Here is a 17179-nt window from a genome sequence, read left to right on the forward strand (position 1 = left end):
CGTCTGGCGCTGTCAGCGCTTGTCTCTAAAGGCCGCTTTACGCTGCTCCTTGCGGGCGGCGGTGGCTTCTTCGAAGTTGTCGGTGAGCAGCCGGACGTACAGCTGGCCCAGGCCCTCTTGGTGCATGTGACTTTCCAGGCTAGCGGCGTCCAGCCCACTCCAAATGGTGCGCTTGGTCAATTCGATCCCTGGACGGGAGAACCCGGCGATGCGCTCTCCAATCGCGTAACACTCTTCCAGCAGGGATTCCGAGGGCACCTTGCGGGATACCAAACCGATGCGTTCGGCCTCGTCGGCGTCGACGTCGCGGCCGGTCAACATGATGTCCGAAGCGCGGGAGGTGCCGATGGCACGCGGCAGCAGATAACTCAGGCCCAGCTCGCTGGCGGTCAGCCCGTTGTTGATACCGGCAGCCCGGAAGTACGCAGCCTCCGATGCAACCCGGACATCACAGGCCAGCGCCAGGCACAGGCCACCGCCGATGGCGGCGCCGTTGATGGCCGCGATCACTGGCTGATGCATCCGGCGCAGCGTGAGGATGACCTCGTCAAGGAGCTCCATGGAGCGCAGCGCGATCGTCGGCTGGGTCAATCCCCCGATATGCGGGATGGGCCCAGCAGATTTCTGATCGGCACCCGAACAAAACCCCTTGCCGGCCCCGGTGATGATGACGGCCCGCACATCGTTGTCATGACTGATGTCGACGAGCGTCTGCTTGAAGGGCAGCATCACATCGAACGCCATCGCGTTCATCCGCTCCGGCCGGTTCAGGGTGACCAAGGCAATATCCGGACGCGGACGGTCGACCAGCACGAAACTCATGCGTCCATATAACCGACCGCGGCGGGTTGCACCAAATCGTTTCCGCGCGGTACCGCGCGGGCCGCGCTACGCCTCTTGTTCGCGCAGTGCGGCCTCAACGTCGAGATCGCGGACCTTCTGCACCAGGTCGGCCAACGATGCCGGGGGCAGCGCACCGGCCTGGTTGAACACCAGCTGGCCCTGCTTGAACACCATCAGCGTGGGAATCGACCGGATGTTCGCCGCCGCCGCCAGCGCCTGCTCGGCCTCGGTGTCCACCTTTGCGTGGACGACGTCGGGGTTCTCCTCCGAAGACGCCTCGAACACCGGCCCGAACTGGCGGCACGGCCCGCACCAAGACGCCCAGAAATCCACGAGCACGATGTCGTTGTCGTGGACCAAGTCGTTGAACGCGTCAGCGGTGATGTCACGTGTTGCCATGTTGTCCTCAACGTCGCCGGGGTGCGTGATGTTCCAGGGGCCCTCAGTACAGCGCGGCCAGGGCCTTGCCGATGTTGAATCCCACGAACTCCTCCTGCCGGCCGGTGCGCAGCTTGTTCACCCAGTCGGGATCCGACAACAGCGCGCGGCCCACGGCGATGACGTCGAACTCGTTGTCGGCAAACTGCCGCAACACCGCCTCAACGGGCGCGGGCTCGATGTCCCGGACCTCGGTGGGTTTGAACTCCGTCTGCAATCCCACGGAGCCGACGGCAATGGCCGGCAAGCCCGTGACACGTTTGGTCCAGCCGGCAAGACTCAGCGCTCCATCGGCCCCCGCCAGATCCGAGAACGCCGGTACGTAGTGGCGACGTGTGGACGGGTGGAAAACGTCCACACCTGCCTCGACAAGTGGCGCGAGCAGACGCTCCAGCTCTGCGGGGCTATCGGCCAGGGTGGCTGTGTAGTCGGCCTGCTTCCACTGTGAAAACCGGTACAGGAGAGGGAAATCGGGCCCGACGGCCGCGCGTACGGCCCGCACCACCTCGACCGGGAATCGCACTCGATCGACGATCGATCCGCCATACCCGTCGGACCGAATGTTGGTGCGCTCCCACAGGAACTGGTCGAGCAGGTAACCATGCGCACCGTGTAGTTCGACGGCGTCGAATCCGGCCGCCTTGGCGTTGCGCGCCGCCGTCGCGTACTGCTCTGCGAGCGGAGCAAGTTCACCGGTCAGCAGCGCTCGGCCCAGCGGGGAAGCATCTCCGGCCAGGCCCGACGGGCTCACCGACTCCACCTGGGGATTGAACTCCGGATCGGCGCCGCGCTCGACACCCTGGTGCCACAGTTGGGCCGCGATCGCCGATCCCTCGCCGTGCACGGCGTCGGTGACCGCCGACCATCCCGCCAGTGCGTCGTCGCCGATCAGGCGTGGAACGCTGGCCTGACCGCCCGCGGCATCGTCGGGAATGAAGACGCCCTCGGTGATGATCAACCCAACACCTCCCGCGGCGCGGCGGCGGTAGTACGCCGCCACGTTCTCGCCCGGGACACCACCGGGAGAAGCCGATCGTGTCATCGGCGCCATCGCGAACCGATTGGGGGCGGTCAGCGATTTCACGGTGAACGGTTCGAAAAGGGGCGCTACGTCTGGTCTCACGTCGGTCACGAGGTGTCAAACTACGCCGACACCTGATCCATTCCGGATAACGTGGTCAACCATGTCACCAAATCTCCGGCCACCGCCTACGTTGCTCGTGATCGCCGGAGTCGTCGTGTTCGCAAGCGCGGCATGCGGTGGCTCCGCGGATAAGCCGGCCCAGCCGTCAGCGGGCCCTGCCTCGACCACCGTCATACGGCACGCGGGTGGGCACGACAGGGCCGGCGGATTGATCTCCTCGGTGTCGGGGCACACGGTCCAGGTGACCAACCCTGTGGGCAGCATAGATATCGACTTCAACACCATGACCAAGCTCACCGAGGTGCAACCCGCGGATCTGTCCGATGTGATCGTGGGCAGTTGCGTCAGCGTGCAGGCGACAGCCGGTGCAGATGAGTCGGAACAGGCCACGGCGCAACGGGTGCTGATCAGTGCGGCCGAGGACAACAAATGTGCGCTGGAGACACCACCCGGCGGCGCACCACCTCCCGGCATACCGCCGGGGCCGCCCCCGGGCGGCGCACCCGGGGGTTCACCTCCACCATTCGGCGGCCCCAGCGTCCAGGGTGCTGTCGCGTCGGTCAATGGCAGCACCATCGTGGTGTCGAATACCGATCCCAGTGGGGCGTCGGAGATTCAGACCAACGTCACGGTGACCGCCGACACCCGTTACGACCAACGGCAACCCACCGAGGCCACCGCGATCATCGCCGGCAAATGCGCGGATGCACACGGCACCAAAGATGCCGAGGGAGTGCTGCAGGCCACCAAGATCGACCTAGGCCCGGCGACCGACGGGCGATGTGGACCTGCCCCGCGATAGGTCCGATCTGGCATCCGCGATACACAGCAACTTCTCACGCATGCCGGAGCGCACCCTCAGCCCGCGCCAGCACGCTGAGGTGTCCCATTCATCGACCATGGAGAACACCGATGTCCCCACACCAGACACCCGCCCCACCACGGCTCGCCCGCGGCGCACTGTTCGCACTCGCCGGACTCACCGCGCTTTCGGTGGCCGCCTGCGGCACGCCTACAAACACCAACGGCGCGTCCACGAATTCATCGGCACCGGCTACGTCCTCGGCCGCACCCCACGGTGAACGCAACGGGAAGGACCATGTAGCCGGACTCATCGCCTCGGTTTCGGGCAGCACCATCCAGGTGACCAAGAAGGACGGCACCGCGACCGTCGGATTCAGTCAATCCACGAAAGTCTCCGAGATCACTTCCGCGCAATTGACCGACGTCACCACCGGAAGCTGTATCGCCGCGATGGCACAACAGGACTCCAACCCGCCAACGGCCCGCCGGGTGATGATCTGGCCTGCCGAGGACGGCAACTGCGCACCAGCACACAAGAAGGGTTCACCCGAGCCTTCCCCGGCCCCGACATCGGAGAAACGCCCCGAGCATCAGGCTGTTCGCGGGACAGTCTCCGCCGTCAGCGGAAACACCATCACCGTGTCCGCCACCGACCCGAACGGCGGAGCCGCCACCGCGGAGACGGTGACTGTCAACAACGACACCGCCTATGCCAAGCGTGCTCCGGCGGCCCAGAGCGCGATCGCCGCAGGCAAGTGCCTCGCCGCACACGGCTCCGACGACGCATCGGGCAATCTTCAGGCCGCGACGATCACCCTTCGCGCCGCGAAGGACGGCTCATGCGAAGGCGGCCAGGAAGGCCACCACCAGCACTAGACGGTGAAGCCGAGGGCCCGGAGCTGCTCCCGACCATCGTCGGTGATCTTGTCCGGGCCCCACGGCGGCACCCAGACCCAGTTGATCTTGATCTCGTTGACCAGCCCGGCGCCCACTAGCGCGTTACGCGACTGGTCCTCGATGACATCGGTCAGCGGGCATGCCGCCGAGGTGAGCGTCATGTCGATCATGGCGACTTTGCCGCTCTCGCCCTCTTCGACGTTGAGCCCGTACACAAGTCCCAGATCTACGACGTTGATTCCCAGCTCGGGGTCAACAACGTCACGCATTGCCTCTTCGAGATCTTCGAGAAGCTTCACTTCCGCTGACACTTCGGTCATCGCTTCACCTTCTCAGTAGTGCCGCTGGTCGCGGCGTCTGCCTGCACGAGAGCGTCTTTGAATGCCATCCATCCTAGGAGCGCGCACTTCACACGGGCCGGGTACCGCGAAACTCCCGCGAACGCGACGCCGTCACCGATGACATCCTCGTCCCCGTCGATGGTGCCGCGTGAGGAAATCATCTCGTTGAACGAGGCCACCGTCTTGAGTGCCTCATCCACAGTCAGCCCGATCACCTGATCCGTCAGGACCGAGGTCGCGGCCTGACTGATCGAGCAGCCCTGTCCGTCATAGGACACATCGGCGATTCTGTTGTCATCCAAGGTGACTCGCAGGGTCACCTCATCGCCGCAGGTCGGGTTCACGTGGTGCACCTCGGCCGCGAACGGCTCACGCAGCCCGCGATGATGCGGATGCTTGTAGTGATCCAGGATGACTTCCTGGTACATCTGCTCAAGCCTCACAGGAACGATCCCCTGTCGCTCCGCTCGCCCAGGAAAAACTCCTGCGCGCGACGGACTCCTGCCACCAATCGGTCGACTTCATCCAGGGTGTTGTAGACCGCGAAGGACGCCCGGGCGCTCGCCGCGATACCGAAGCGTCGATGCAGCGGCCAGGCGCAGTGGTGCCCGACCCGTATCGCCACACCCTCGTCGTCGAGCACCTGACCCAGATCGTGCGCGTGGATTCCGTCCACCACGAAGGAGACCGCGCCACCACGGTCGACGTTCTCCGTGGGACCGACGATACGAACGCCCTCGACACTTCCGAGCCCGGCCAGCGCGGCCGATACCAGCTGATACTCATGCGCGGCAACGGCTTCCATGCCAATCGCATTGAGGTAGTCAACGGCAGCGCCAAGGCCGACCACCTGCGAGGTCATCGGCACACCGGCCTCGAATCGCTGCGGCGGCGGCGCGTAGGTGCTGACCTCCATGGTCACCGTCTCGATCATGGAGCCACCCGTGATGAACGGAGGCATGGCTTCCAACAGTTCGCGACGGCCGTACAGCACGCCGACACCCGAGGGGCCGAGCATCTTGTGCCCTGAGAACGCCGCGTAGTCGACACCCAGTTCACGGAAGTTCACCGGCATATGCGGGACGGACTGGCAGGCGTCCAACACGACAAGGGCACCAACAGATTTAGCGCGGCGCACCAGCTCGGCAACGGGAGCCACCGCACCCGTCACGTTGGACTGGTGTGTGAAGGCGACAACCTTGACGGCGCCCGTGAGCTCCAGTGAATCCAGATCGATGCGACCGTCATCGGTGACGCCGTACCAGCGCAAGGTGGCCCCGGTGCGGCGGCAAAGCTCCTGCCAGGGAACAAGATTCGCGTGATGCTCCAGCTCGCTGACGACGACCTCGTCGCCCGGGCCCACCGCACGGTCGAACCGGCTGTCACCGAGGGTGTACGCCACCAGGTTGAGCGATTCGGTGGCGTTCTTGGTGAAGACGATCTCGCCGTCATCGACACCCACGAAACGAGCGATGGTGTTCCGCGCGCCCTCGTACGCATCGGTGGCTTCTTCGGCCAGCTGGTGTGCACCGCGATGAACCGCGGCGTTGCGCTCGGTGAGGAAGACACGTTCGGCATCGAGAACCTGGATGGGCCGCTGCGAGGTCGCACCGGAATCCAGGTACACCAACGGCTTACCGCCACGCACCGTCCGGCTCAGGATCGGGAAGTCATCCCTGATCTCCGAGATCCGGGTGGTGTCCAGCGGCACCGTGGCCGTCACGGTCAGGCTCCCACCGCTTGGGTAAAGCGCACGTAGCCGTTCTCCTCCAGCTCGTCGGCCAGCTCAGGACCGCCCGACTCGACGATGCGCCCGCCGACGAAGACATGCACGAACTGTGGCTGGATGTAACGAAGAATCCGGGTGTAGTGGGTGATCAGCAGCACGCCGCCGTGCTCACGCTCCGCGTAGCGATTCACGCCCTCGGACACAATCCGCAGGGCGTCGACATCAAGGCCGGAGTCCGTCTCATCCAGGATGGCGATCTTCGGCTTGAGCAGGCCCAGCTGCAGGATTTCGTGGCGCTTCTTCTCGCCGCCCGAGAAGCCCTCGTTGACGCTGCGCTCGGCGAAGGCGGAGTCGATCTCCAGCTCCCCCATGGCTTCCTTGACTTCCTTGATCCAGTGCCGCAGCTTCGGAGCCTCGCCGCGGACGGCGGTGGCGGCGGTGCGCAGGAAGTTCGACATCGACACTCCCGGAACCTCGATCGGGTACTGCATGGCCAAGAAGAGACCCGCACGGGCACGCTCGTCCACGGACAGTTCCAGCACGTCCCGCCCGTCGAGAGTGATCGATCCCGAGGTCACCTCGTACTTGGGGTGTCCGGCGATGGCGTAGGACAGCGTGGACTTGCCGGAACCGTTGGGGCCCATGACCGCATGGGTCTCCCCCGAGTTCACCGTCAGGTTGACGCCCTTGAGGATCTCGATGGTTTCGCCCTCGTTGGGCGAGATGCTGACGTGCAGGTCCTTGATTTCCAGAGTGGTCATGAGTTGCTTTCTATCTACGAGTTGGTCTGGGCGAGTTCATTTTCGATGGCCTCGGTAAGGCGATCTCGCACTGACTCGATCCCGATCCGGCCAATGATGTCCTGGAAGAAGCCACGCACCACCAGACGGCGCGCATCCTCCTCGGCAATACCGCGCGAGCGCAGATAGAACAGCTGCTCGTCATCGAATCGCCCAGTGGCACTAGCGTGCCCGGCCCCGGCAATCTCGCCGGTCTCGATTTCGAGGTTGGGCACGGAGTCGGCCCGAGCGCCGTCGGTGAGGATCAGGTTGCGGTTCAGTTCGAAGGTGTCGGTTCCGGTTGCCTCAGCGCGGATGAGTACATCGCCGATCCAGACGGTGTGCGCGTCTGCTCGACCAGATTCGGGGTCTCCCTGCAGTGCACCCTTGTACGTGACATGCGAACGACAGTTGGGTTGGGCGTGATCGACGAGCAGTCGATGCTCGAAGAACTGACCGTCATCTGCGTAGTAGAGACCCAGCAGCTCGGCGTCGCCTCCCGGCGCCTCGAACCGGACGGTGCCGGTGAGGCGAACCAGATCGCCACCGAGGGTGACGACGATATGGCGCAACACCGCGTCCTTGCCCAGCTTGGCGTGGTGCGCGCTGACATGCACGGCGTCATCGGCCCAGTCGGCGATCGAGACGACGGTCAGCCGAGACGCGTCCTCCAGCAGGAATTCGACATTCTCTGCGTATGTTCCACTGCCTCGGTAGTCGATGACCACGAGCGACTCGGACAGTTCAGCGGCGCGCACCTGCAGATGCCCATAGGCCACCTCGCCCGCGCCGGGGCCACTCACGGTGATCGAGATCGGGTCCGCGACCACGGCTTGCTTACCTACCGAGACCACAGTGGCGGTCCGGAACGCGGAGTACGCCTGTGCGGCAACACGATCCGACGGAACCCCGACCTTACCGAGCCGTTCGTCGCCACGATCGACCGTCTCGACGGTTACACCGTCGCCGGCGGTAACCCCCACGGACAGATCTGCCGTCGCGACAGCCGATCCGTCGTGCAGCCCGCGCAGGCGGCGCAGCGGGGTGAACCGCCATAGCTCGTCACGGCCACCGGGGACCTCGAAGGCCTCGACGTCGTAGGAGCTGAACAGTTCGCCCTTGTTGGAGCCTTCGACAGCTTGAGTCAACTGCGTCATGACTAACCGACCGCACCTTCCATTTGCAGCTCGATGAGCCGGTTGAGCTCGAGCGCGTACTCCATCGGCAGTTCCTTCGCGATCGGTTCGACGAACCCGCGCACCACCATGGCCATCGCCTCGTCCTCGGTCATACCGCGGCTCATCAGATAGAACAACTGATCGTCACTGACCTTCGAGACGGTCGCCTCATGCCCCATGGTGACGTCGTCTTCGCGGATATCGACGTACGGGTAGGTGTCGCTGCGGCTGATCGAGTCAACAAGCAACGCATCACATTTCACCGTTGAGCGGGAGCCGTGCGCCCCCTTGTTGACCTGGACCAGACCACGGTAGGAGGCACGACCGCCGCCACGCGCCACCGACTTGGAGACGATGTTGCTCGACGTGTTCGGCGCCAGGTGCAGCATCTTGGCACCGGTGTCCTGGTGTTGTCCCTCGCCGGCGAAGGCGACCGACAGCACCTCACCCTTGGCGTGCTCACCGGTCATCCACACGGCCGGGTACTTCATGGTGACCTTGGAGCCGATGTTGCCGTCGACCCATTCCATGGTGGCCCCCGCCTCGGCGCGGGCCCGCTTGGTAACCAGGTTGAACACGTTGTTCGACCAGTTCTGGATGGTCGTGTAGCGGCAGCGCCCGCCCGGCTTGACGATGATTTCCACCACGGCCGAGTGCAACGAATCCGACTTGTAGATCGGTGCGGTACATCCCTCGACGTAGTGCACGTAAGCACCCTCGTCGACGATGATGAGCGTCCGCTCGAACTGGCCCATGTTCTCGGTGTTGATGCGGAAGTAGGCCTGCAGCGGGATATCGACCTTCACGCCCGGCGGCACGTAGATGAACGAACCACCCGACCACACCGCGGTGTTGAGCGCGGAGAACTTGTTGTCCCCGGCCGGGATCACGCTGCCGAAGTACTCCTTGAAGATCTCCGGGTGCTCACGCAGACCCGAGTCGGTGTCCAGGAAGATCACACCCTGGGCCTCGAGGTCCTCGCGGATCGAGTGATAGACGACCTCTGATTCGTACTGCGCGGCAACACCGGACACCAGGCGCTGCTTCTCGGCTTCGGGGATGCCGAGGCGGTCGTAGGTGTTCTTGATGTCGGCGGGCAGATCGTCCCACGTGGCCGCCTGCTTCTCGCTGGACCGCACGAAGTACTTGATGTTGTCGAAGTCGATGCCCTCGAGGTTCGATCCCCAGTTCGGCATCGGCTTCTTGTCGAAGGTGCGCAGCGCCTTCAGGCGGATGTCGAGCATCCACTCGGGCTCGCTCTTCTTCGACGAGATGTCACGCACCACGGCCTCAGACAGACCGCGCTGCGCGCTGGCTCCGGCTGCGTCGGAGTCAGACCAGCCATAGCCGTAGTTGCCCAGTGACGCGATTGTCTCGTCCTGGGTCAGCACCTCACGCTCGAGGGTCATCGCGACTCCTTACTGATCGTTGTATCCGGCGCGGGGCTGGGCGCCGGAGGTGTAGATACGTGCAGGGGAATGTGCGTCGTACAGGCACAGTCACCGTTGGCGATGATGGCGAGCCGTTGTACATGTGTTCCCAACAACTCGGCGAAGGCCTGCTGTTCCGCTTCGCAGAGTTCGGGGAACTCCGCGGCCACGTGCGATACCGGACAGTGATGCTGACATATCTGCACGCCGCTCGAGGATGCGCCCGCTCCACCGACCCGCTGGGTGCTGGCCGCATATCCGGCCTTGGTCAGCGCAACAGCCACGCGGTCCACCGCGGCCTCGGTGTCGTTGAACGGCCCACCGGCCGCGACATCGCTCAAGATCGAGTCAATGCGACGCCGCGCGAAGATCCGCACCGCATCGTCGCCACCAATCTCGCGCAGCTGGCGCATGGCGGCAGATGCCAGGTCGTCATAGGCGTGGTTGAGTTTTGCGCGACCGTCCGCGGTGAGCTGGAACCGCTTAGCCGGGCGCCCCCGGCCGTTGTGCTGCCATGCGGCCGCCGGATTCGAGACGGCATCACCGGCCTCGATCAAGGCGTCGAGGTGGCGGCGCACCCCCTGCGGCGAAAGGCCGAGCTGTTCCCCGATCTCACCTGCGGTGACCGGCCCAGACTCCATGAGTAGCCGCACCACGGCGACACGTGTCTGGCCATCATGGGACACGGCCGGGGCAGCATCCAGCACCTGCGACGTCGCCGCAGCAGACGCCACCGCGGAGGGCTGGCCGAATTTCACAACACCAGTGTGACGCAATTCGGAATGCCACGTCTAGCAAGGGTTACCTATGTTGAGTGCACCCCGCCGGCCGGACAGGCCCTGCCCGACTGGTTCCACGGAGCGGGCATGGCGGGCCGATACGCTGCTGGCGTGTCGGTACGTGGTCAGTGGCTGAGTTCGTCGCTGTCGCATCTGCATGATGACGAACGTTCGTCGGCCCCGCTCAATGAGCGAGAGCTCACAGCCATGAACCGAACTCGCCTGTTCGGCGCCACCGGAACGGCGCTCATGGCCATCGGTGCGCTCGGCGCCGGCGCGCGACCCGTCATCCAAGATCCGATCTTCGGGGTCCGGCTTCTCAATCTGCCGTCGCGCATTCAGACGGTGTCCCTGACGATGACGACCACCGGTGCCGTGATGATGACGTTGGCCTGGCTCATGCTGGGACGCTTCGCCATCGGCAGCCTGCGCAACAAAAACGCCAACGGCGAACGGGGACCGGTCCGCAGGATGTCCCGCGGCCAGCTGGACCGGACCCTGCTGCTGTGGATTTTGCCGCTGCTCGTAGCGCCTCCGATGTACTCCAAGGACGTGTACTCGTATCTGGCGCAGAGCCAGATCGCGCGCCTGGGCAAGGATCCGTACACCGAAGGTCCGGCGGTCGCCCTGGGCCTCGATCATGTGTTCACGCTGTCGGTGCCCAGCATGTGGCGAGAAACACCTGCCCCCTACGGTCCCTTGTTTCTGTGGATCGGCAAGGGCATATCGCGGCTCACCGGTGACGACATTGTCGCCGGAGCCCTGTGTCATCGGCTCGTCGAACTGCTCGGAGTGCTGTTGATCATCTGGGCAACACCACGTTTGGCCCAGCGCTGCGGCGTCGCGGAAGTCAGCGCGCTCTGGCTCGGCGCCGCGAATCCGCTGCTGCTGATGCACCTGGTCGCCGGAATTCACAATGAAGCGCTCATGCTGGGCCTGATGCTGGCCGGCACCGAGCTGGCCATGCGCGGTATCGACTCGACACGTGCCCTCATCGGGGTGCATACCGAATGGGCCACCTGGGTTCCGCTGGGCAACCTCCTGGCCGGGACGGTACTGATCACCGCGTCATCGCAGGTCAAACTCCCTTCCCTGCTGGCCCTGGGCTTTGTCGGCATGGCGCTGGCTCGCCGATGGGGCGGCGGCGTTCGCGGCCTCTTCCAGGCCGGGGCGCTCCTGGGCACCGTCACCGGCGCCTGCACGGTCCTCATCGGATTCGCCAGCGGGCTCGGGTTCGGGTGGATCTACACACTCGGCACCGCGAACGCCGTGCGCAGCTGGATGTCGCCGCCGACCCTCGTCGCCCTGGGCACCGGGCAAGTCGGCATCCTGCTCGGTCTGGGCGATCACACCACCGCGATACTGTCGCTGACCCGCGGAATCGGTATCGGCATCATCGGCATCGCGGTGTCATGGCTGCTGCTGGCCGTGCTGCGTGGACGCCTGCACCCCGTGGGCGGGCTGGGTGTCGCCCTGGGCATCACGGTGCTGCTCTTTCCTGTGGTGCAGCCCTGGTACCTGCTGTGGGCGATCATCCCGCTGGCCGCGTGGGCCACCCGCCCCGCTTTCCGCGGGACCGCCATCGGCATCACCCTGCTCGTAGGCATTTTCGGGCCGACCGCCAACGGCGACAGGTTCGCGCTGTTCCAGATCATCGACGCCACCGTGGCGAGCGCGATCATCGCGCTCCTACTCATCGCTATCACGCACGATTATCTGCCGTGGCGTCGGCTGCCTAACGGTGACGAAGCCGCGCCGCTTACGCTGACTGACCGTGACGCAACCACCGACAAGGACGGCACCCCCGGTGCGGATGCGGTCGGTGACGAAGCGATACGGGACAACGACAGCACTCCACAACCTCGACCTTGAGGTAGAGCAGGCCCAGGTCTTCGCACTGCTCGGCCCCAACGGCGCCGGAAAAACCACGACCGTCGAATTGTGCGAGGGCTTCTTGCATCCCGACGAGGGCACCGTCGAGGTGCTGGGCATGGATCCGGTCGCGAAGAACTCTGCGGTGCGCGCACGTATCGGTGTGATGCTGCAGGGCGGCGGCGCCTACCCCACCGCACGGGCCAGTGAGATGCTCGGTCTCGTAGCCTCCTATTCCGCCAATCCGCTTGACCCGCAATGGCTTCTGGACACTCTTGGGCTGACAGACGCCGCGCGCACCCCCTACCGGCGCCTGTCTGGAGGGCAGCAGCAGCGCCTCGCGCTGGCATGCGCGCTGGTGGGCCGGCCCGAGCTGGTGTTCCTTGACGAGCCGACGGCCGGTATGGACGCCCACGCCCGGCTGGTGGTGTGGGAACTCATCGATTGCCTGCGGCGCGATGGCGTCTCGGTGGTGCTGACCACGCACCACATGAAGGAGGCCGAGGAGCTTGCCGACCAGCTGATGATCATCGACCACGGCGCGGTGGTGGCCGCCGGTACGCCGTCGGAGTTGATGCAGTCCGGCGCCGAGAACCAGCTACGCTTCTCGGCCCCGCCGCGACTGGACCTGATGCTCCTCACGTCGGCGCTGCCCGAGGGATACAAGGTCGCCGAGGTGACACCGGGCGAGTACCGGGTCGAGGGCGTCGTCGACCCACAGGTGCTGGCCACCGTCACCGCGTGGTGCGCCCGGATGGATGTGCTGACCACCGACCTACGGGTGGAGAAACGGAGCCTCGAGGACGTATTCCTGGAGCTGACCGGGCGGGAGTTGCGATGAGCGAGATGACCCCACGGTTTGACCCGGGCACCTTCGCCCCAGACCCACGCCCCAGCGCCGTGCACACCATGCTGTTTGCGCAGTTCTGGCTGGAACTCAAGCTGCTACTCCGCAACGGCGAACAGCTGCTGCTCACCATGTTCATCCCGATCACCCTGCTCATCGGACTGACGCTGCTGCCGCTGGGCCAGTTCCCCGGCTCGCGTACCGACATTTTCGTGCCCGCCATCATGGCGCTCGCGGTCATCTCCACCGCCTTCACGGGACAGGCCATCGCCGTCGGGTTCGACCGCCGCTATGGTGCGCTGAAACGCCTGGGCGCCACGGCATTACCCGTGTGGGGCATCATCGCAGGCAAGGCACTCGCCGTCGTCACGGTGGTGGTCCTGCAGGCCGCGGTCATCGGCGCCATTGGTGCCACGCTGGGCTGGCGCCCGCATCCGGTCGGACTACTGCTCGGCGCGGTAGCCATCGCTCTCGGCACCGCGACGTTCGCGGCGATGGGACTGCTCCTCGGCGGCACACTGCGCGCGGAAATCGTGCTCGCCCTGGCGAATCTGCTGTGGTTCATCTTCGCCGGGCTCGGGGCGTTGACCCTGGAGGACGGTCGCACCACCGACGCGATCCCCCACGCCGTGGTGCTCTTGGCGCGGCTGTCTCCCTCGGGTGCGCTCTCGGAGGCACTGGCCGCCGCGATGACGCTGTCGGTGGACTGGTTCGCGATCGCCGTGCTCGCGGCGTGGGGCTCGCTCGCCGGATACGGTGCGCTGCGCTGGTTCCGATTCACCTGAGCCGATGAGATTGTGGCTTACCACCGGTCTATATCGGTATGTCCCATGCCAAGTCCCTGCCCCCGATTGTTTCCCGTAACGAGTGGCTCGAAGCGAGCGCCGAGTTGTTGGTTCACGAGAAGGCCGCAACGCGGACCCTCGACAATCTGGCCGCGCGGCGTCGCCGGATGCCGATGGTCGCGATGCCCGGCGGGTACACGTTCACCGGCCCCGGTGGCGAGCTGTCGCTGCCGGATCTGTTCGACGGGCGCGACCAGCTCATCGTGTACCAGTTCATGGACAACGGTGCCGATGACTTCTGTTCCGGGTGCGCCTCGGTATGCGACAACATCGGCAGGCACGAGCATCTGAACGCCCGCGGTACCAGCTTCGCGGTGGTGTCCAACATGCCGTATGCACAAATCAACGCCTTGAAGCACCGCATGCAGTGGTCGTTCCCGTTCGTGTCGTCCCGTGAGACGACATTCGCCGAGGATTGCGGCGCAGGGAGCGGATTTGGCATCAGCGTGTTTCTTCGCGACGGCGACAGTGTGTACCAGACCTACTTCAGTACAGACCGGGGCGGGGACAAGATGCGCCTGGATTTTATGCTGCTCGACCTCACACCCTATGGCCGTCAAAAAGATTGGGAGGACTCACCCGACGGCTGGCCGCAGACGCCGCCGTATCAGTGGTGGCACTTGCACGACGAGTACTAGCAAAGACCCCGTACGCTCCCCCTATGGCGGATATTGCGGTCGCCCTCGACCGCTTCGTGGCTGCGTTCAACACCAATGATCTGGACCTGGTGATGGAACATTTCGCCGAGGACGCCGAGTACCTGCCGGGCGATGGATCCCGGCATGTCGGCTTGGCCGCCATCCGTCGTGAATTCGAACCGCAGTTCACAGGCGCCTACGGTGCCATGACATTCGACGAGCACGACCGGCTGATCGATCAGTCCGCACGCAAGGCGACCATTCGGTGGACATGCCGTCACGACATCCGCGCACGCCAGTCCCGGAGCCGGCTGCTTGGTGCGGCGACTCGCCTGGCGGCCGTTGCCGTCCCGCGTTTCGGGTGGGAAGGCTTGGACGTCTTCCACTTCGACGCGGACGGGAAGATCACCGGCAAGTACTCGTATTCCAATTACGTACTACCCAGGATCAGTCGGCGGCTCGGCTAGCCGTCGGATCTGCCCGGCGTGCCGATGACTCGCTCTCAGCGGGGAGCCGCCCGCAATGCCCGGTACGCCGCCCGGCCGACGATATCCGCCAGGTCCGTTGCGGACCATCGCGGGTCAGGACCGAGCATCAACCGTATGGCTCCCTCGCTGATTGCCATGAGTGTTTCAACCAGCGGGGGCATGACGAAATCGACATCGCGGACCTGCCACCGCTGCAGCAGGGGTCGCATGACTTCGCAGATCTGCGCCCGAATCTGCGCCCGGCCCTGCGAAATAGCCTCTGCAAGCACGGGATCTGACTGCGCTGCCGCGATGATCTGCCACGAGGCAGGGCGCGCGGCAACGTCGCCCAACAGAGCTGCGAATCCGTCCACGAACATCTGCTCAACAGAGCCCGTCCGCTGTGGCGGAAGGATGGCACGCAAGCTGGTGAGAGCCAGCCGCGTCTCGCGTTCCAGCAGTTGCGTCAGTACCTCACTTCGCCCGTTGTAGCACGCATACACAACGGGGCGAGTGACGCCCATGCGCGTGGCGATGGCAGCCATCGTCACATTCGCCACGCCCTGTTCAGCGGTGATCTGCAGGGCCGTATCCAGCACCTGCGCCCGCCGCCTCTCCGGTCCGAGATGTTCGGCCCGGGCACGCGAATTCGTCGAGGCTGGCGGCGCAGTGACGGTGTCCTCCTACGACTGGCCCGGCTACTGCAGATACACGTTGGCGATGATAAGCACCGGCCAGGCGACAATTTCTCCCAGCATAGAGAAGAGCTTGTCCAATCCGGTGAGTTGTTCAAAGTGGTCACGGTGGGTCATTGCCCAAATCAACCCGATCACCACATACGGCAAACCGATGACGATCACCAGGTAGACGAGCTGGCGGATGCTGAGGCGACGGTCGAGCAGGTCCTTGATCATGGTGTGTTTCCTTCTGAATCATCCAACGGTGCCGAGAATCGGCTCGGACTCTCTAATTCCCTCGTCGCTGGGAGCCTGTCCCTCTCCGAACACGCGGGTTCGCTGCCGTTCCCGGAGTTCGTGGTGCGCCCGACTGGGAATCTCATAGCCGTAAAGTTCCTGCGCCTCCCTGGGCGTCATGGTGATCGAGCTTCTCGGCGGTACCGAGAGCAGAACGCGTGCGCCGATGGGCACGGTGGCAGGTGAGATCAGCCGCAGCAGGATCAACTGCAGCCGCTTGCTCATGCTGATCGCCGCGAAGGCGGCACTTATCGGTGGCACGATCACCGCGTCGAGCAGGGGGGGCAACGCTTAGCCCGGCCATCTCCCGCATCCACCGAGGCATGGTCGCCAAGGTGCCCCGGCGCAAAAACCATGTGATCACCTTGGTGAACGGCCGCAACAGCAGTGGCATCGGTGGCAGCATCACCTCGGCGCTGAGCAAGTGCCGCATCGCCTGCCGGGCGATATCAGAGCCGATGAGCTGTGGCCGCATCTTTTCGAAGTACTGGCCTATCCCCTCACGCGTTCGGGGGATATCGCCCGGGTCGCACGTCTGCAATTCCGCCGCGCGGGCGCATTCACTCAAGAACTGCGCTTCGTCCTCGTCAGAAAGCCGCCCTGGGCCGTACTTCTCATAGGCGAGCAGAATCGAATGCCAGGCCGTGAGGTGGATCCACAACTGGGAATCGGGATTGTTCGCGTCGTAGTTCTCACCGGTGACCGGGTCGACGCCAATGGCCTTGGAATGAATCTTGACCAGGACATCTGCCGCTTTGGCTGTTGACCTGCTGTCATCGAAGGCAACCATCGCGAAGTACCGCAAGGTTCGGTCGTAACGAGTCCGGGGCCGTGAATAGATCTCATGTGTCTTGTCCACGGCGGCAATCAATCCGGGATCAAGTTCCTCGATCACCACGGCGCGCTGAAATCCAATGGACAGCGACGTCGGGTAGCTCCACACACGCCACGACACCGATTCGGGACCAAAGAAGCCGTAGTCCTCAGCAAGTTCAACCTTCGGTAGTGACAGCCACTCCCTGATCACACTCACAGGCCCGCTCCCTCTGCGCCAGTATTCCTACGAGGTGTAGGAATTTTCTACACAGCGTAGGATTCATCACCCGATCGCTTACGTCAGGGGGCAAAGCGTCAACCAACCGACCTATTCGCCTCAACCCTGCGCTCAGACGGA

At 64.6% G+C, this 17179-nt stretch carries 19 protein-coding genes and 1 pseudogene; 7 read left to right on the plus strand and 13 right to left on the minus strand.

The window, feature by feature from the left end; translation table 11 throughout:
- Positions 1-12 precede the first annotated feature (12 nt).
- The 3 genes from HBA99_RS13745 to HBA99_RS13755 form a co-directional block, all read right to left on the minus strand.
- On the minus strand, positions 13-822 hold the full coding sequence (locus tag HBA99_RS13745) for an enoyl-CoA hydratase (RefSeq protein WP_030093460.1): 810 nt from the start codon (positions 820-822) through the stop codon (positions 13-15).
- Between the two features lie 66 nt (positions 823-888).
- On the minus strand, positions 889-1242 hold the full coding sequence (gene trxA / locus HBA99_RS13750) for a thioredoxin (RefSeq protein WP_030093461.1): 354 nt from the start codon (positions 1240-1242) through the stop codon (positions 889-891).
- A 43-nt stretch (positions 1243-1285) separates the two neighbouring features.
- The gene (locus tag HBA99_RS13755; RefSeq protein WP_057969086.1) at positions 1286-2413 is read right to left on the minus strand and encodes an NADH:flavin oxidoreductase; all 1128 of its coding nucleotides are present in this window, start codon (positions 2411-2413) and stop codon (positions 1286-1288) included.
- Between the two features lie 52 nt (positions 2414-2465).
- Between HBA99_RS13755 and HBA99_RS13760 the strand changes: the two genes are divergently transcribed.
- Positions 2466-3227, plus strand: a complete 762-nt coding sequence (locus HBA99_RS13760) for a DUF5666 domain-containing protein (protein WP_220096905.1) — start codon at positions 2466-2468, stop codon at positions 3225-3227.
- A 110-nt stretch (positions 3228-3337) separates the two neighbouring features.
- Positions 3338-4105 carry a DUF5666 domain-containing protein gene (locus HBA99_RS13765; RefSeq protein WP_057969087.1) on the plus strand — a complete coding sequence of 256 codons (768 nt, stop codon included), beginning with the start codon at positions 3338-3340 and terminating at the stop codon, positions 4103-4105.
- Here HBA99_RS13765 and HBA99_RS13770 read toward each other — a convergent pair.
- Genes HBA99_RS13770 through HBA99_RS13800 form a run of 7 tightly spaced genes read right to left on the minus strand, consistent with a single transcriptional unit; the run spans position 4102 to position 10341 of the window.
- Entirely contained in the window at positions 4102-4446 is a 345-nt protein-coding gene (locus HBA99_RS13770; protein WP_030093465.1) for a metal-sulfur cluster assembly factor, read from the minus strand. The genes HBA99_RS13765 and HBA99_RS13770 overlap by 4 nt on opposite strands.
- Positions 4443-4910, minus strand: coding sequence for a Fe-S cluster assembly sulfur transfer protein SufU (gene sufU, locus HBA99_RS13775; RefSeq protein WP_044103925.1), 468 nt, complete (start codon positions 4908-4910; stop codon positions 4443-4445). Before sufU ends, HBA99_RS13770 begins: the two co-directional genes overlap by 4 nt.
- Positions 4907-6190, minus strand: a complete 1284-nt coding sequence (locus tag HBA99_RS13780) for a cysteine desulfurase (protein ID WP_057969088.1) — start codon at positions 6188-6190, stop codon at positions 4907-4909. Before HBA99_RS13780 ends, sufU begins: the two co-directional genes overlap by 4 nt.
- Before the next feature lie 2 nt (positions 6191-6192).
- Positions 6193-6957, minus strand: a complete 765-nt coding sequence (gene sufC, locus HBA99_RS13785; protein WP_070952564.1) for a Fe-S cluster assembly ATPase SufC — start codon at positions 6955-6957, stop codon at positions 6193-6195.
- Positions 6958-6971: 14 nt separating this feature from the next.
- A complete protein-coding gene (gene sufD / locus HBA99_RS13790; protein WP_070952565.1) occupies positions 6972-8132 on the minus strand; it encodes a Fe-S cluster assembly protein SufD in 1161 nt (386 codons plus the stop codon).
- 2 nt (positions 8133-8134) lie between these two features.
- A complete protein-coding gene (gene sufB / locus HBA99_RS13795; RefSeq protein WP_070952566.1) occupies positions 8135-9562 on the minus strand; it encodes a Fe-S cluster assembly protein SufB in 1428 nt (475 codons plus the stop codon).
- Complete coding sequence (locus HBA99_RS13800; RefSeq protein ID WP_070952567.1) at positions 9559-10341, minus strand: helix-turn-helix transcriptional regulator; 783 nt, start codon at positions 10339-10341, stop codon at positions 9559-9561. Before HBA99_RS13800 ends, sufB begins: the two co-directional genes overlap by 4 nt.
- Before the next feature lie 132 nt (positions 10342-10473).
- On the opposite strand from HBA99_RS13800, the gene mptB reads away from it, so the two are divergent.
- Genes mptB through HBA99_RS13825 form a run of 5 tightly spaced genes read left to right on the plus strand, consistent with a single transcriptional unit; the run spans position 10474 to position 15031 of the window.
- Positions 10474-12234, plus strand: a complete 1761-nt coding sequence (gene mptB, locus HBA99_RS13805; protein ID WP_070952641.1) for a polyprenol phosphomannose-dependent alpha 1,6 mannosyltransferase MptB — start codon at positions 10474-10476, stop codon at positions 12232-12234.
- Positions 12176-13075 (plus strand): ABC transporter ATP-binding protein, encoded by a 900-nt coding sequence (locus tag HBA99_RS13810; RefSeq protein ID WP_070952568.1) that lies wholly within the window; start codon positions 12176-12178, stop codon positions 13073-13075. The genes mptB and HBA99_RS13810 overlap by 59 nt, the downstream gene beginning before the upstream one ends.
- Before the next feature lie 5 nt (positions 13076-13080).
- A complete protein-coding gene (locus tag HBA99_RS13815; RefSeq protein ID WP_070952640.1) occupies positions 13081-13866 on the plus strand; it encodes an ABC transporter permease in 786 nt (261 codons plus the stop codon).
- 38 nt (positions 13867-13904) lie between these two features.
- Positions 13905-14564 (plus strand): DUF899 domain-containing protein, encoded by a 660-nt coding sequence (locus HBA99_RS13820; RefSeq protein WP_070952569.1) that lies wholly within the window; start codon positions 13905-13907, stop codon positions 14562-14564.
- Between the two features lie 23 nt (positions 14565-14587).
- Positions 14588-15031, plus strand: coding sequence for a YybH family protein (locus HBA99_RS13825; RefSeq protein ID WP_070952570.1), 444 nt, complete (start codon positions 14588-14590; stop codon positions 15029-15031).
- A 35-nt stretch (positions 15032-15066) separates the two neighbouring features.
- On the opposite strand, the gene HBA99_RS13830 is transcribed toward HBA99_RS13825, so the two are convergent.
- The 3 genes and pseudogenes from HBA99_RS13830 to HBA99_RS13840 all read right to left on the minus strand — a co-directional run bounded on the left by HBA99_RS13830 (position 15067) and on the right by HBA99_RS13840 (position 17038).
- The gene (locus HBA99_RS13830) at positions 15067-15630 is read right to left on the minus strand and encodes a TetR/AcrR family transcriptional regulator (RefSeq protein WP_070952571.1); all 564 of its coding nucleotides are present in this window, start codon (positions 15628-15630) and stop codon (positions 15067-15069) included.
- A 99-nt stretch (positions 15631-15729) separates the two neighbouring features.
- The gene (locus HBA99_RS13835; protein WP_070952572.1) at positions 15730-15945 is read right to left on the minus strand and encodes a hypothetical protein; all 216 of its coding nucleotides are present in this window, start codon (positions 15943-15945) and stop codon (positions 15730-15732) included.
- Positions 15946-15963: 18 nt separating this feature from the next.
- A pseudogene (locus HBA99_RS13840) lies at positions 15964-17038 on the minus strand (oxygenase MpaB family protein).
- Between the last annotated feature and the right edge of the window lie 141 nt (positions 17039-17179).

Source organism: Mycobacteroides chelonae, from assembly GCF_016767715.1.
Lineage (GTDB): Bacteria > Actinomycetota > Actinomycetes > Mycobacteriales > Mycobacteriaceae > Mycobacterium > Mycobacterium gwanakae.

What these genes read in the sequence shown, in the direction of transcription:
- HBA99_RS13810 (WP_070952568.1), top strand. Translation starts at nt 12,176, where the DNA reads ATGCGGTCGGTGACGAAGCGATACGGGACAACGACAGCACTCCACAAC.
- sufB (WP_070952566.1), bottom strand. Translation starts at nt 9,562, where the DNA reads ATGACCCTCGAGCGTGAGGTGCTGACCCAGGACGAGACAATCGCGTCA.
- HBA99_RS13770 (WP_030093465.1), bottom strand. Translation starts at nt 4,446, where the DNA reads ATGACCGAAGTGTCAGCGGAAGTGAAGCTTCTCGAAGATCTCGAAGAG.
- HBA99_RS13835 (WP_070952572.1), bottom strand. Translation starts at nt 15,945, where the DNA reads ATGATCAAGGACCTGCTCGACCGTCGCCTCAGCATCCGCCAGCTCGTC.
- sufC (WP_070952564.1), bottom strand. Translation starts at nt 6,957, where the DNA reads ATGACCACTCTGGAAATCAAGGACCTGCACGTCAGCATCTCGCCCAAC.
- HBA99_RS13815 (WP_070952640.1), top strand. Translation starts at nt 13,081, where the DNA reads ATGACCCCACGGTTTGACCCGGGCACCTTCGCCCCAGACCCACGCCCC.
- HBA99_RS13745 (WP_030093460.1), bottom strand. Translation starts at nt 822, where the DNA reads ATGAGTTTCGTGCTGGTCGACCGTCCGCGTCCGGATATTGCCTTGGTC.
- sufD (WP_070952565.1), bottom strand. Translation starts at nt 8,132, where the DNA reads ATGACGCAGTTGACTCAAGCTGTCGAAGGCTCCAACAAGGGCGAACTG.
- trxA (WP_030093461.1), bottom strand. Translation starts at nt 1,242, where the DNA reads ATGGCAACACGTGACATCACCGCTGACGCGTTCAACGACTTGGTCCAC.
- HBA99_RS13820 (WP_070952569.1), top strand. Translation starts at nt 13,905, where the DNA reads ATGTCCCATGCCAAGTCCCTGCCCCCGATTGTTTCCCGTAACGAGTGG.
- HBA99_RS13765 (WP_057969087.1), top strand. Translation starts at nt 3,338, where the DNA reads ATGTCCCCACACCAGACACCCGCCCCACCACGGCTCGCCCGCGGCGCA.
- HBA99_RS13760 (WP_220096905.1), top strand. Translation starts at nt 2,466, where the DNA reads ATGTCACCAAATCTCCGGCCACCGCCTACGTTGCTCGTGATCGCCGGA.
- HBA99_RS13825 (WP_070952570.1), top strand. Translation starts at nt 14,588, where the DNA reads ATGGCGGATATTGCGGTCGCCCTCGACCGCTTCGTGGCTGCGTTCAAC.